Below are 14801 nucleotides of genomic sequence, written 5' to 3' on the forward strand. Positions count from 1 at the left end.
GTTAATAAATCAAAATCAAAACAAGCATTAACGAAACTTGTACTGTCTTAACTATACTTTTTCAAATTTAAAAGCATGTACATTATTATAATTCAGAATATTCTGTATATTAGTGAAAAAAATCGTAGTTAAATTTAATTTATCTAATTCCTGTTATTATCAGAATAAGCCTTTACAGAGAAATGGGGGATATTATGACTGTTCAAGAAAAAAGTAATAAGCAATTGATGGAATTATTACATGAATGGTATGAAGAAATTCGTTTATATCATGTAAAAGAAGCAAAACAGACATATCTACAAGTAAAAGAACGTTTAAAGGAAATAGAAACAGACCAATATGTATCATTCTATTATTCCCTACTGAATTTTAGATATAAAGTCTTGGTAGATGGAATGAGTATTACAAAAGATTCTTTTAATCAAATAGAAAAACTCCCTAATATTAAAGAGGAATTTTCATTTTTAGCTTACTATTATTATTTCTTTAAGGCAATCCACTCTACAATTTTAGCAAATTATACTGAAGCGAAAACACACTATGAAAAGGCAAAAGAACTTTTAATTGATATACCTGATGAAGTAGAAAAAGCCGAGTTTGAGTATAGATTTTCAACTTACTGTTATCAATCTTATCAACCATTTGAAGCGATTCAACATGTAGTAAAATCCAAAGAAATATACCGGAATCATGTAGGCTATGAAATTAATATTGCTTTATGCGACAATGTATATGGACTGGCTTGTATAGATCTAAGAGAATTTGAAAGAGCGGAAGAATGTCTCAATACGGTTATTGATGTTTGTAAGAAGTATGATGAAGAACAATTATTATTACGAGTACGATCCAATTTAGGCTGGTTATATAATATTCAAGATTTATATCCATTGGCGATTAGACAGAGTTCTGAAATTATAAATATCATACCGAACCATTTTAAAGCATTATTTGTCTTAGCAAGAGCATATTATAAATTAGAAGGCGGTGAAACAGCAAAAGCATATATCGAGAAAGGAATAAAGTATACAAATGAATCAGGAAATGAGGAATATAAGCATCGTTTCGCAGTTTTAAATGAACTAATCACAGAACTACCTAGAATTAAACTAGAAAAAGTTGTTACTGATGCAATTTCTTATTTTGAAAAAGAGGACATGTGGGATTGTGTAAAAGAATATGCAGAGATTTTAGCACTCCAATTTTACGAGGCAAATAATCATGTTAAAGCGAGCAAATATTTCTATATTAGTAATAATGCTGATAAGAAACATTTGAGAAAAGGAGCGTTAAAGTAATGAAAAAAATAAAAAAAGTGTTATTGAGTATGGTAGTAGTAAGTGCATTAGCATGTAGCATGATTAGTTTAAATGTATCACAAAACTCTTCGTTTAATGGTGGAGATACGCCAGCACCAACAAAACCGATTGTCTCTAGCGGGGTATCTATTGATTAACGAAATACATTTTTCTCGCTTCAGAAATCAGAAAATTCAGCCTCTTAATCCTTGAAAAATGTTGAATAAAATGGATAAAATATCGAACCCCTAGTCCGAAACACATTTGTTTCGGACTATTCACGTTCTTCTTTCAACTTTTCTATATAATTGTGAGCAGAATGAAAAATATCAAAAAGTTGATTGAGAAAAAGCACTGCTAAAATCTTCAGCAATGCTTTACGATTAGACGTACCATGATAATGAGGATCTACTTTCTTTTATTCATGAGTACTATAGGTTCATATATATTTACTTTAATTTCAAGATACGTTCTATTTCCTCTACACTCAACTTACTTGCTTTTGCAATAGTTTCAAGTGGTACGCCAATTTCATGCATTCCTCGGATCATTTGCATCTTACCTTGCTCAATGCCTTTTTCCATGCCCTCTTGTTCTGCATGCGCTAGCTTAGCCTGTTCATCTAGAAGTAATTTCTCTCGAGCTTCATATACTGTTCGGAAAGAAGAATCATGGCTCATATTTTCCCCTTTATTTATTGCCTTTTGTAAGATTGGATCTTGATTCATTGCAATCTCCTCCAACGTTCGAGTTAAATGTTCATCTTCATGTGCTGGTAATAATAACATCCAACGAACAAATGTATTTTCCCAAAACTTTATTTTCGTTTATTCTTTATCTGGCCAAATTTTCGCGTTTGGTTCTAATAACCACTTGTGGTCTTCCTCCATGATACGATCATTCCATGGGTTATTCTCAAGATGTCGAATCATCCAACAAAAATACATTGCATATCCAGGCGCAGTTGCTTGCGGATGGTCTAGTTCACCTGGAATTGTAATAAAACTATTATGTACAACGCGATAAGCATCCTCACCTACCATCGCACATCCAAATCCCTGTGGCTTGTTAAAGCGATAATAATATACCTCCGGTTGATCATGGTGATGCGGTGGATAACTGGACCATCTCCCTGGATAAGAAATAACTTCTCCTACAACCATATTCGAATATGCTGCATTGTTATAGTCAAAAATTGTACGAATAACACGCTGCGCTGTTCCCTCCCATACGCCTTCTCCAGCTACGACACTTTGACACTCATTTGGAGTATATAACTTTGACGCAAATTCTTGGTCATTATCTGTTTTTTGAACAAGCACTTCACTATCTGAAAGAGCAGTAATTGTAACCTTCACATTTTTAGCCACATGTAAACACCAAGGGTTTTCTTCAAACACAGACTGTCTTTGAATAACTTGTTCCATTCCTTCCCACTCTAAACGTATGGCCCCTTCTAGTAAAAGAACTGCCGTTTCATTCTTATTATCAAATAACAGCTCTTCTTTTCCATTAGAAATCTTATATATGCCTATATCCATTAACATATCACTGCAATGACCGTTCATTTCTGTTAATACATTATATCCTTCATTTAATTCACCTAATTTACCTAACATGATGTTCTCCTCCTTTTTTAAAGTATTCCCCGAAAGAATTCTCCTTCCTCAAGCGTGTGAAGGGCGTAGCCCTACGATAGGTGGGAGATGACTTTCGGTTTGGCATAGCCAAAAACTTTTGATAAACTTGCTATATGAATTTCTTTGATAACTTGATATAGAAGGTTGCAGGAAGAAAATAGAGTGCGAAAACCAAGCCATTCGGTTCCTGCGTAAAATATCAACCGTACCAAAAGAGCATCCATGCGTTGGACATCTAGGGGTGGAACACCCCGAAGTAACGCTCAGGGAGACGAAAGGTTACTTTCGTCGTGGAACTGAGAAGCTCCCACTTTAAGCTTTGCTAAGTGGCGAGTAGTTCACTGGCTACTCTATCATTCTCTACCTTTGTCAGCTAACTAAATTATGAGTTCCTTCTATTATTTAATGAAGAAACCTTTTCTGATTGTGCTTTGTTTTCACTTCCGAAAATGAGCATATGATTTTTAACGTTTTCGTATGCGGCCTCAATTACATCTTGATGATACATAAAGTAATCTGAATAAGGAGTATTTAGGACAGCAGTGTTAACCGTAGAAACTATATTCTGAAACGTCGCTGTTGCTACATTAATTTTTCGAACACCATGTTGAATACATTGCTTGAAATCCTCTGGGCTAATGCCAGACCCACCATGTAATACTAAAGGAATATCGACTATCCCATTAATCTCCTGCAAGCGGTCTAATCGTAAATCAGGGTCTCCATTGTACATCCCGTGCGCATTTCCAATCGCAACAGCTAACGCATCAACATCTGTTTCTTCTGCAAATCTTTTTGCTTCTTTAGTACTTGTCAGCATCATTTCAATATCTTCTGATCCGTCCTCACTACCACCTACTCTGCCAATCTCAGCCTCTACTGTCGCTCCGTACTGTTTCGCAAGCTCCACAACTTCTTTTGTCCTTTGGATATTCTCTTCTAACGGATAGTGAGAGCCATCAAACATAACCGAACTAAAACCAATTTCTAATGTCTCTTTAATTTTTTCAAACGTCATACCGTGATCAAAGTGAACTGCTACTGGAACAGTTGCTTTTTTCGCTGCAGCTATCATCAAAGGGCCAATCATATGAATGGGCGAATGATTCAAACGAACTTCCGCAATTTGTAGAATAAGCGGCGAACTTAACTCTTCTGCTGCTTGAATAGCTCCCATTACCATTTCCATATTAGCGACACTAAAAGCCCCAACCCCATAATTCTCTTGATTTGCTTTAATTAAAATATCTTTCATTTGAACTAATGGCATTACATACTCCCCTATTTCAATATTATTTATTAAATGTAAAACCAACCGTCACGCCTTTTTACCCCTTTTGTAAGAAGACATGTTGATTACCATACCATTTACTTAGGGATAATCTTAAAATGCTTAAATTACAAACCTGCTTTTTCTTGTATAAATTTTCGAGCTTTTAATGCGTATTCAAAAGGATTCGCTAAAGCTGGATCTTGCTCTGCTTCTACCACAAACCAGCCCTTATAATCAGAGTTTGCAAGAATAGTAAACACTTCATCAAATCCAATTACACCATCCCCAGGGACTGTAAATACCCCATTCTTCACTGCCTGTAAGAAGCTCAATTCGTTTTCCTTTACAGCATCTACTACTTCCTGGCGAATATCTTTTAAATGTACATGTTTAATACGAGGTAAATATTTTTTCAAAACATAAAGCGGCTCTTCTCCTGAAAAAACAAGATGACCTGTATCAAAAAGTAGGGATACAAGCTCTGGATTCGTCATATCCATTAACTTTTCAATTTCTGCCGTTGTTTGAACACCCGTACCCATATGGTGATGGTATACAATATGTAGCCCCTTTTCCTGAGCTAATTTACCGAGGTGATGTAACCCATCCGCTAGCTTTTCCCACTCTTCTTCTGTAAAAACAGGCTTATTTTTAAATAGTGGTACATCCATTAAACCTTGAATACTATGCCCTTGCTCTGAAACAACGATGACTTTTGCACCCATGTCATGCAAGAAATCCCTATGCTTAATAAATGCTTCTACCGTCTCTTCAAGCGGCTTCGTTGTCAAGAAGGCACTAAACCATGCACTAGCAATCTCTAGGTTTCGTAATTCCAAAGATTTTTTCAATACAGCTGTATTCCTCGGGTATTTATTACCTACTTCACTTCCATTAAATCCAGCTAGTGCCATCTCACTAATACATTGTTCAAACGTATTTTCTGCTCCTAGCTCCGGCATATCATCATTTGTCCAAGCAATTGGTGCAATTCCAAGCTTAATCGTATTTTCTTTGAACATCCCCTTGTCTCTCCTCTTCGCAAAATGTTATAGAATCTTGCCAACCTCTCTTATCTGATTGTTAAAAAGAGAGCTTCCTAGACAATATGCATGTAGATAAAAGCTCTCTTTGTGTCCTAATCTAATATAATCTTGCCTTTTGCAAGTTACTTATTTTACTCTCATACGAAGCTTGTACACTTGGACTATTAGATACTTCTGCAACACCTACATGCCACCATGAATCGTATCCATTGGTCATTGTTTTTGGTAATACTTTAATATCAATTAATGTAGAAACTGTTTGTTTTTTCGCATCCTTAAGCGCTTCCTGTAATTGTTCTATAGATGTAACATGATACGTTTTTACACCATATCCAGCCGCGCTAGCTGCAAAATCAATTTTCATAATAGACCCGTTTAATTTACGTGTTTCCTGGTTTCGGTAGCGAAACTCTGTTCCAAAGCTGCCCATTCCGTTGCCCATTTGTAAGTTATTAATGCAGCCAAATCCGGAGTTATCAAACAATAAGACGTTAATTTTTTTGTTTTCTTGAAGACTTGTGACAAGCTCAGAATGAAGCATTTGGTAACTACCATCCCCTACCATTGCATATACTTCCTTCGATGGTTCAGCTAGCTTTGCACCTAGTGCGCCCGCAACCTCATAGCCCATGCAAGAGTATCCATACTCCATGTGATATGTATTTGGTTTTCTTGCTGCCCACATTCTTTGTAAATCACCCGGAAGACTTCCTGCCGCTCCAACGATAATCGCATCTTCATCAAGTAATGTATTGATTTGTCCAATGACTGCAGTCTGTGTTAATTGTGTACCAAGTGTGTCTACATACTCATTTAACTTTCCATCAAAATGGCCTTCTACTTCTGGTGTGAAATCTTGACCTGTAAAACGAATATTATGTAAACGTGATAATTCTGTTTCCCAAGCCTCTTTTGCATCTTCAATTTCTACTGTGTAACTAGATCGATAATCCATTACTTGCAGTTCATCTATTAGAGCAAGAAGCGCTTCTTTTGCATCTGCTATAACCTTCAATGCATCAAGTTTGTTCGCATGAAATTCCGAAATGTTAATGTTTAAAAACTCAACCTCTTTATTCTGGAACAATTGTTTAGATGCCGTTGTAAAATCAGTAAATCTTGTCCCGATTCCGATAACAAGATCGGCTTCCTTTGCAATTGTATTAGCTGCTAAATTCCCAGTTACCCCAATACCGCCAAGATTATATGGATGGCTACTTTCAATCGCACTTTTCCCAGCTTGCGTTTCTCCAAATGGAATGCGGAATGTTTCAGCAAACTGTTTAAGTTCCTCTGCCGCTTCTGCGTATCTTATACCACCACCGCAAATCATAATTGGCTTTTTCTTTCTCTTAATCATTTCAACCGCATCCGCTAAACTGGCTTTTGTAGGTAGACGACGTTCAATACGATGAACACGCTTTTGGAAGAAGTAACTTGGAAAATCCCAAGCTTCCCCTTGAACATCTTGTGGTAAACAAATTGTTACAGCTCCTGTGTCTGCCGGATTCGTTAAAACACGCATGGCTTGAATCATAGCTGTCATCAACTGTTCAGGACGGTTCACACGGTCCCAATACTTACTTACCGCACGAAAAGCATCATTCGTAGAAATAGATAAGTCATGCGTTTGTTCAATTTGTTGAAGAACAGGATCAGGTTGTCTCGTTGCAAATACATCACCTGGAAGTAATAAAACGGGAATATTATTCGCAGAAGCTGTTGCAGCAGAGGTAATCATATTTGCTGATCCAGGACCAACAGAAGAAGTACATGCCATAATTTGTTTTCTGTGTTTTTGTTTAGCAAAAGCCATCGCAGCATTTGCCATTCCTTGTTCATTTCTCCCTTGATATACTTCTAATTCCCCTGCGTCTTCTTCTAAAGCTTGACCTAGGCCAACTACATTTCCATGACCAAAAATCGTAAAGATTCCCTTAATAAACTTTTGTTGCTTTCCATCAAACTCTACGTATTGCTGATTCAAAAATCTCACCAAAGCATGCGCCGTCGTCATTCTAACAGTTTGCATATTGTTTACTCCTTTCCATCTCTATCAGTCATTCTGCATATGAAAAAGGAGTATCAGGAATTTGATAGACTCCTAATACTTCCTTCTTATGTTTTACTACCTTCGTTACTTTCGCTTACAAGCACCTAGAGAGATTCTACTTCTCTCTTCATGATTACTTTTCCCAACGAGATGTAAGCATTTTCTTTCTCGTATAAAACTCAACGCCGTCAGTACCATTCGCATGAAGATCACCATAGAAAGAGTCTTTCCAGCCAGAGAACGGGAAGAATGCCATTGGTGCTGGAACTCCAACATTCACACCTAACATACCCGATTCAATTGTTTCACGGAATTGACGTACACTTGCTCCGCTATCTGTATAAATGCAAGCACCATTTGCAAAGCGAGATTCATTCGCAATTTCAATCGCTTCTTCTAATGATTTCACACGAACAATGGATAAAACAGGAGCAAATATCTCATCTTGCCAGATTTTCATTTCTTTTGTCACATGGTCAAAAATTGTTGGGCCAACGAAGTAGCCAGCTCCTTTTACAGCCGTATCTTCGCGTCCATCACGAACTAATGTAGCGCCCTGTTCTACACCTGAATCGATGTAACCAATTGTACGCTCTTTATGGTTATCACGAATAACTGGTCCTAAAAATACATCTTCATCAAGACCATTGCCGATTACGATTTTATTTGCTTCTTCTACGAGTCTTTCAACTAATTGATCTGCAATTTCTTCTTCTACTGTTACTACAGAAGCAGCCATACAACGCTCACCAGCTGAACCGAATGCAGCACTAATAATTTGCTTTGTTGCTAGTTCAAGATTCGCATCATTTAATACAATGGAATGGTTCTTCGCACCCGCTAGTGCTTGAACTCGTTTTAAGTTTTCTGTTCCTTTTTTGTATACATATTCTGCGACAGGCTGAGAACCTACAAATGAAATTGCCTTCACTAATTTATGTTCCAGAAGACCATTTACTACATCGTGTGCGCCATTTACGATATTTAATACACCTTTAGGTAAACCAGCTTCTTCAGCTAATTCAGCTAATTTTGCCGCTAGAAGTGGCGTGCGCTCTGAAGGTTTTAACACAAATGTATTACCGCAAGCAATTGCAAGTGGGAACATCCAGCATGGAACCATCATTGGGAAGTTAAAAGGTGTAATTCCGCCTATAACACCAATTGGGTAACGATACATACCAGACTCAATACCTGTCGCAATATCAGGAAGCTGTTTTCCCATCATTAATGTAGGAGCACCTGCAGCAAACTCCACGCACTCAATACCACGAAGAACTTCACCGTAAGCTTCGTTATAGCTTTTTCCGTTTTCAATCGTAATAAGTTTCGCTAACTCTTCCCAGTTATCTACTAATAATTGTTGATATTTAAATAGAATACGAGCACGTTTTGGCACAGCTGTTTTGGACCAAGATTTGAATGCTTCATTTGCTGCTAATACAGCTTGTTCAACATCTACTTTTGTTGAAAGTGGTACCTGGGCGATTACTTCTCCTGTTGCAGGATTATATACAGCTTCCATCTTAGTTGAAATAGATTCTACCCATTCGCCGCCAATGTAGTTTTTTACAATTTGTGCTGTTTGTACTGTCATATTCATTCTCTCCCTTTTATGTAATGTAGAAGCGTCCAATAGGATACGCCCTTACTTGATTATTGATTCATAACGTTTCTATACCAATTCCTCAGCCGTCTCCATGAATGCAGAAATCTCTTCACGTGTTGGCATTGCATCAGAACAGCTATGTTTAGAAATAACGATTGAAGCAGAAGCACCACCTAATCGCATCGCTTGAGGAATCTCAAGCCCTTGCATTAGGCCATAAATAAACGCAGAAGCATACGAGTCGCCAGCGCCAAACGTCTTTAACACCTTTGTTTTAAAGATACCGCCTCGGTGAGATTGACCGTCCCTCGTATAAGCGATTGAACCATCCCCGCCGTGTTTAATTACAACGATTTTCGCATGATGAGAAAACCATCTTTCAGCCGTAACTTGGTCATTAGATTGTTCGTAGTTTAATAGTTTTTCCATCATATCGAATTCTTCACGCGTTCCAATAATAACATCAGATTTTTCAGCCGCTAGATTGTAATACACAGCCGTTTCAGCTTCTGACTGCCATGTATACGGGCGGTAATCTACATCAAAAAATACAACTACATCATGCTTACGCGCATATTCTAGTGCTAAAAATACCGCCTCGCGAGAAGAACTTTTCGCTAAAGCTGTTCCCGAAATTAAGAGTGCTTTTGATTGTTTAATATATTCCTCAGATACTTCTGTTGGATCAAGATTTAAATCTGCGACATTGTCGCGGTACATTAAAATACTGCAATCTTGAGGACTTTTAATTTCTGTAAAAGCTAGACCTGTCACTGCACCAGTACGATCAATACATATCTGATCTGTGTTAATATTGTTTTCCTTTAAGTATCCTGTAATAAAGCGGCCCATTTGATCATCAGACACTTTACCGATAAATCCTGTTTGTAAGCCAAGACGCGCCGCACCAATTGCGATATTCGCAGGAGATCCCCCCACATACTTAGTAAACGTTCTTGTTTCTTCCATAGGACGTTGTGTTTCATTGGCATTTAAATCAACGCATAAACGTCCAACTGCAATTAGGTCTAATGGACAATCTTCTTTAAAAATAAGTGGATTCATTGTTTCTACCTCCCATGCTTTATGAAAGAGTGAATGATATGGTTCATATTTTTTATAAACCTACTATTCATAACTCTTTATCTATCTAGAAGTAAGCGCTCTCTTTATTGATTTAATGCAGGCTGTTTATGTTCAATTTGAACAGTTTTTCCTGTTAGTAATGATTCCTTCGCAGCTTTCGCAATTCTTTCTGCCTGTAACCCATCATTACCACTGCAAATAACAGCTTGTCCTTCTATAATTGACTTTGTAAATTGTGTTACTTCTTCAATGTAAGCCTGCGTGTAGCGCTCTAAGAAGAAATAAAGCGGCTTATCTTTTACAACACCTTCTGTTTTTGAAACTTGTACTGTTGTCGGGCAACAATTATCCGCAGTGACCGCCCCTTTTTCACCAAATACTTCAAGACGCTGATCATATCCATAAACAGCTTGGCGGCTATTATCAATTACGCCTAAAGCTCCATTCGCAAATTTCAATGTGACTATTGCTGTATCAACATCATTTACTTCCTGAATGGATGGATCAATTAATGTTGTGCCATATGCAAATACTTCAACAACTTCACTATTCATCACATACCTAGCCATATCAAAATCATGAATCATCATATCCATAAACAATCCACCTGAAGAGCAAACATATTCAATACTTGGCGGTTGTGGATCTCTAGACGTAATTTTTAAAATATGTGGGTGTCCCACTTCTCCTTGTTGAATAAGATCATAGACTTTTCTGAAGTTAGGATCGAAACGACGATTAAAACCTACTTGAAGAGATACGCCTTGTTCTTTTACTACTTCTAATGCATCTAATGTTTCTTCTACTGAGAAACTAACAGGCTTTTCACAGAAAATATGTTTTTTCGCAAGAGCCGCTTCTTTAATAATTTGCGCATGTGTATTTGTTGGTGAACATATAAAGACAGCATCAATTTCTGGATCTGCTAATAAATCCTGATAGTTTGTAGTCAGAGTGGAAATCCCTTTATCCTCAGCCCACTTTTCTAGATGACTAATCACTACATCTGAAACCGCTTTAATTTTTACTTGTGGCATAAGCTGCAAGTTATCAACATGCAGTTTCCCAATTCGTCCAGCCCCAATAATTCCAATCGTTAAAACATTCATATGATTTCTCCCTCTTTATTTAAATTTAAGAAAAAAATGAAAGTCTATAAGGTTTAGCCTAATAATTTTAGTTAAGCGCTTTCCCTATTTTTCTTCATTATACACACTTGATTCTAAATTGAAAACATTTTTATTTTTTTGAATAATCTTCTTTTCATCCAAATTTCACATTTCGTAAGTAAACGTACTACGTCCATATACAAATTAATAATTAGAAACAAATAATCTAAACAGCTACAAAAATAATCTTTTAAAATACTGATACAACAAAGAAAACGAAGCCTTTTAAAGGCTAAACTCCCATCTATAAGGTATTCCCTTCTTTTCATACTCACTATTATTTTATTGTCCGATAAGTAAATAGAATGCCCCTATAAAAGAAAGTTGTAAATTGTCAAAAAATTTAATTGACGGCCTCATAATGTAAGCGTATACTTTTTTTATCAAAAAGAATTAAGCGCTTAACCAAAAAAATAACTTATCGGTGGTGGGAGAATGAACGCAATGAGTTCACACAAAACATTTATGGACAAGATTGGTATTCCTTCTAATTTAACTTGGGGATACATAGGGATTATTGTTTTTATGATTGGGGATGGTTTAGAACAAGGATGGTTATCCCCTTATCTCGTTGAAAAAGGACTAACACTAGAACACGCTGCTTTTCTGTTTACTATTTACGGGATTACTGTATCTGCTTCTTCTTGGTTTTCAGGGGTATTTGTACAAATGTGGGGACCAAGAAAAGTCATGACGTTTGGTTTAGTATCATTCATTTTAGGTTCAATCGGATTCATCGGTATAGGAATTCAACATATGAATTATCCCGTAATATTAATTTGCTATGCCCTACGAGGGTTTGGTTATCCCTTATTTGCCTATTCTTTCCTAGTTTGGGTATCTTACAGTACTCCTCAGCAAATGCTTTCAAGAGCAGTTGGCTGGTTCTGGTTCGTATTCCAGCTAGGGCTTAGTGTTATAGGAGCCTTTTATTCTAGCTATATGGTTCCTAAAATCGGAGAAATCGCTACATTATGGAGCGCTTTAATTTTTGTTGTCATCGGGGGATTGTTCTCAATTGTTGTAAATAAGGACAGATTTAAAGCACAAACCGTAAGCGCTAACAAATCAAGTGAGTTACTAAAAGGCATTACCATCGCATTTGAAAATCCTAAGGTTGGCATAGGTGGTATTGTTAAAATTATAAACTCGGCCGCTCAGTTTGGATTTGTTGTTTTCCTGCCTACCTATATGATGAAATATAATTTTACAATGACTGAATGGCTACAAATTTGGGGTACTCTATTCTTTGTAAATATGGTATTTAATATTATTTTTGGTATTGTTGGAGACAAGTTTGGTTGGGTAAATACGATTAAATGGTTCGGAGGAGTCGGTTGCGGAATTGTAACTCTTGCACTCTATTATGTACCACAAATGGTAGGACATAATTATTGGGCAATATTATTTGTTGCCTGTTGCTACGGAGCAACACTTGCCGGTTATGTACCTCTTACAGCTTTAGTCCCATCTTTATCTCCTGAAAATAAAGGAGCAGCAATGTCTGTTTTAAATTTAGGTTCAGGATTATCAGCATTTGTTGGGCCATTAGTAGTAACTGCTTTCATCGGTCCATTAGGTGTTGGCGGCGTGATGTGGATCTTTGCTGGCTTGTACTTCTTTGGTGCATTTCTAACTCATTTCCTTACTATTCCAAAGGAAAATGAGATGAAACAAGATTTAAATACGAAAAGCGGCGAGCAATTCTCAGTATAAACTCTAATTAAAAAGAAGGTCATCATAACTGCACATAGTTACGATGACCTTCTTTTTGTTACATTCAAGTAGGCTATTAAAAAAGCTTTCATGTAATATCCTTTACTGAGGATCGCTCTACTAACTGAGGAATAATTGTAATTTTTTGCTTAGCATGTTCCTTCATTTCCATCGTTTTTAAGAGTTGTTCAAACGTACATGCTGCCATTTGTGTAATTGGCTGTTCAATCGTCGTTAACCCTGGATCTGCAATTTCAGCATAGATTGTATTATCAAATCCGATAATTGATAAATCTTCCGGAATTGAAAGCCCTTGTTTTCTTGCTTCATTCATAAGGCATATTGCAATTAAATCTGTACAAGCAAAAACCGCTGTAGGTCTGTTAGGTAAATTAAGTAATTCTTTACTTGCACGTTTGCTATCTTCCACTGTCGAATAGCAGCTAATGATAGCATCATCATCTAATAGGATACCTGAATCTGTAAGAGCCTGCTTGAAACCATTTAGTCTCCCTAAGCTACTTTTTCTATCCTTCTCCATCATAATTGTTAAAGATGTATGGCCTTTCTGCGTTAGATAATTCCCAGCTAGATAGCCTCCCCTCATATCATCAGTTGTCACAACATGAGTCGTAATGGAAGGATGATCTACGGTAAATAAGACAAGTGGTAAATCTCGATTTACGATTTTTTTAACAAGTTTATAATCATTTAGTTCCGTTGCAATAATAATGCCATCTACTTGCTTTTTAAATAGTAAATCAATGTATTCGTGCTCACGCTTTGTTTGATGGTCTGTACTACATAAAATGAGTGTATACCCTGATTCTCGTGCACTATTTTCAAAAGCTCTTGCTACTTCAGCAAAAAATGGGTTTGAGATATCTGGGACAAGTACCCCAATCGTATATGTTTTTTTACCTGTTAACGCTGCTGCTACACTACTTGGCTGATAATCTAATTCGTCCATTACCTGGTTTACTTTGTTTATTGTTTTTTCACTAATACGCCCTGTTTGATTAATTACCTTAGATACAGTCGCTATTGATACACCTGCTTTTTCCGCAACATCATAAATTGTTGGTTTCACTTTAATTGTCCCTTCTTAATCATCTTTTTCTATATTTTATCATAAATATATTTTGCTTCTTGGTACACAAATGGAATTCTTTTAAAATTTGTAAGTATTTCTATCTTATAGCGTAACGCTTCATACTTACGAGCTAATCAACCTTGATAAAGCACCGGTAGAAAAGTATTTGACTAATTTGATTATTAGACATTTAATATCCACATGCAAGACACTACAATATTACTCATAAAATTATGTAATACAATTGACTACATCTTAAGTCGCTAAAAAGAATTATCTCCTTTATTTTTTATCGTCACCCTTCCACAGTACCTCCATATGTTGTATAGAGATATCTCCTTCTACATTTCATTGATGCCTCTTTCAAGTCCTAATACACACCTTAAAAAGAGCACTTTTAAAAAGTGCTCTTTTTACTTTGCATGTCACTCTTCCTACAATGAAGTAAGATCTTAACTTATGAATAATTTATTGAACCCTTGCTAATAATATAAATAAATTGGTAATAGCCAATCTGTATCCATAATGAATCTCTAATTTTCTTGAATTCTCCCTGAGGCAAGGCGGCTATTTTTTATAGCTGCCTTTCTTGTATGAATTTTGAACTACCCCCACTTTCACTTTGTTTAGAAGTGAGGGATTCCTAAGTAAAGAGTTCTATCGAACTCTAATTGATTAGGCTAACCCCGCAGTCCTTGCGGTTAGAAGCCTTATCGCTTCATTCTTTATATTGATACTTGCGTTAATATCCCTATCATGGTGTATACGACAAGAAGGACAGTCCCATTCACGTAGGTTTAAATTTTTAACGTCTTTATTTT

At 36.5% G+C, this 14801-nt stretch carries 12 protein-coding genes and 1 pseudogene; 3 read left to right on the forward strand and 10 right to left on the reverse strand.

Annotated elements, in window-relative coordinates:
* Positions 1-194: 194 nt before the first annotated feature.
* Both COK05_RS23215 and COK05_RS23220 read left to right on the forward strand, forming a co-directional pair.
* Entirely contained in the window at positions 195-1295 is a 1101-nt protein-coding gene (locus COK05_RS23215; RefSeq protein ID WP_141539228.1) for a hypothetical protein, read from the forward strand.
* On the forward strand, positions 1295-1453 hold the full coding sequence (locus COK05_RS23220; RefSeq protein ID WP_000721407.1) for a Phr family secreted Rap phosphatase inhibitor: 159 nt from the start codon (positions 1295-1297) through the stop codon (positions 1451-1453). Before COK05_RS23215 ends, COK05_RS23220 begins: the two co-directional genes overlap by 1 nt.
* A 291-nt stretch (positions 1454-1744) precedes the next feature.
* Here the strand turns inward: COK05_RS23220 and COK05_RS23225 are convergent.
* From COK05_RS23225 to iolG, 8 genes and pseudogenes are all read right to left on the reverse strand, one after another.
* A pseudogene (locus COK05_RS23225) lies at positions 1745-2119 on the reverse strand (Rpn family recombination-promoting nuclease/putative transposase); the annotation flags it as partial.
* 3 nt (positions 2120-2122) lie between these two features.
* A complete protein-coding gene (locus tag COK05_RS23230; protein ID WP_098614435.1) occupies positions 2123-2914 on the reverse strand; it encodes a 5-deoxy-glucuronate isomerase in 792 nt (263 codons plus the stop codon).
* Between the two features lie 403 nt (positions 2915-3317).
* Complete coding sequence (locus COK05_RS23240) at positions 3318-4205, reverse strand: class II fructose-bisphosphate aldolase (protein ID WP_098614437.1); 888 nt, start codon at positions 4203-4205, stop codon at positions 3318-3320.
* 128 nt (positions 4206-4333) lie between these two features.
* Positions 4334-5230, reverse strand: a complete 897-nt coding sequence (gene iolE / locus COK05_RS23245; protein ID WP_098614438.1) for a myo-inosose-2 dehydratase — start codon at positions 5228-5230, stop codon at positions 4334-4336.
* Between the two features lie 121 nt (positions 5231-5351).
* A complete protein-coding gene (gene iolD, locus COK05_RS23250) occupies positions 5352-7286 on the reverse strand; it encodes a 3D-(3,5/4)-trihydroxycyclohexane-1,2-dione acylhydrolase (decyclizing) (RefSeq protein WP_098614439.1) in 1935 nt (644 codons plus the stop codon).
* A gap of 154 nt (positions 7287-7440) precedes the next feature.
* Positions 7441-8904, reverse strand: coding sequence for a CoA-acylating methylmalonate-semialdehyde dehydrogenase (locus tag COK05_RS23255; RefSeq protein ID WP_098614440.1), 1464 nt, complete (start codon positions 8902-8904; stop codon positions 7441-7443).
* A 78-nt stretch (positions 8905-8982) separates the two neighbouring features.
* A complete protein-coding gene (gene iolC, locus COK05_RS23260) occupies positions 8983-9981 on the reverse strand; it encodes a 5-dehydro-2-deoxygluconokinase (RefSeq protein ID WP_098614441.1) in 999 nt (332 codons plus the stop codon).
* Positions 9982-10085: 104 nt separating this feature from the next.
* Positions 10086-11111, reverse strand: coding sequence for an inositol 2-dehydrogenase (iolG, locus tag COK05_RS23265; RefSeq protein WP_098614442.1), 1026 nt, complete (start codon positions 11109-11111; stop codon positions 10086-10088).
* A 495-nt stretch (positions 11112-11606) separates the two neighbouring features.
* On the opposite strand from iolG, the gene COK05_RS23275 reads away from it, so the two are divergent.
* Entirely contained in the window at positions 11607-12887 is a 1281-nt protein-coding gene (locus COK05_RS23275) for an MFS transporter (protein ID WP_098614443.1), read from the forward strand.
* An 88-nt stretch (positions 12888-12975) separates the two neighbouring features.
* Here the strand turns inward: COK05_RS23275 and COK05_RS23280 are convergent, their stop codons facing one another.
* Positions 12976-13977 (reverse strand): LacI family DNA-binding transcriptional regulator, encoded by a 1002-nt coding sequence (locus COK05_RS23280; protein ID WP_071730367.1) that lies wholly within the window; start codon positions 13975-13977, stop codon positions 12976-12978.
* 678 nt (positions 13978-14655) lie between these two features.
* Positions 14656-14801, reverse strand: a 146-nt coding sequence (locus COK05_RS23285) for a zinc ribbon domain-containing protein (RefSeq protein WP_141539229.1), incomplete at its 5' end; no start/stop codon positions are given.

Origin of the sequence: Bacillus cereus (assembly GCF_002567495.1) — a bacterium.
In the GTDB taxonomy this organism is placed as follows: Bacteria; Bacillota; Bacilli; order Bacillales; family Bacillaceae_G; genus Bacillus_A; species Bacillus_A cereus_AQ.

What these genes read in the sequence shown, in the direction of transcription:
- COK05_RS23215 (WP_141539228.1), top strand. Translation starts at nt 195, where the DNA reads ATGACTGTTCAAGAAAAAAGTAATAAGCAATTGATGGAATTATTACAT.
- COK05_RS23220 (WP_000721407.1), top strand. Translation starts at nt 1,295, where the DNA reads ATGAAAAAAATAAAAAAAGTGTTATTGAGTATGGTAGTAGTAAGTGCA.
- COK05_RS23230 (WP_098614435.1), bottom strand. Translation starts at nt 2,914, where the DNA reads ATGTTAGGTAAATTAGGTGAATTAAATGAAGGATATAATGTATTAACA.
- COK05_RS23240 (WP_098614437.1), bottom strand. Translation starts at nt 4,205, where the DNA reads ATGCCATTAGTTCAAATGAAAGATATTTTAATTAAAGCAAATCAAGAG.
- iolE (WP_098614438.1), bottom strand. Translation starts at nt 5,230, where the DNA reads ATGTTCAAAGAAAATACGATTAAGCTTGGAATTGCACCAATTGCTTGG.
- iolD (WP_098614439.1), bottom strand. Translation starts at nt 7,286, where the DNA reads ATGCAAACTGTTAGAATGACGACGGCGCATGCTTTGGTGAGATTTTTG.
- COK05_RS23255 (WP_098614440.1), bottom strand. Translation starts at nt 8,904, where the DNA reads ATGACAGTACAAACAGCACAAATTGTAAAAAACTACATTGGCGGCGAA.
- iolC (WP_098614441.1), bottom strand. Translation starts at nt 9,981, where the DNA reads ATGAATCCACTTATTTTTAAAGAAGATTGTCCATTAGACCTAATTGCA.
- iolG (WP_098614442.1), bottom strand. Translation starts at nt 11,111, where the DNA reads ATGAATGTTTTAACGATTGGAATTATTGGGGCTGGACGAATTGGGAAA.
- COK05_RS23275 (WP_098614443.1), top strand. Translation starts at nt 11,607, where the DNA reads ATGAACGCAATGAGTTCACACAAAACATTTATGGACAAGATTGGTATT.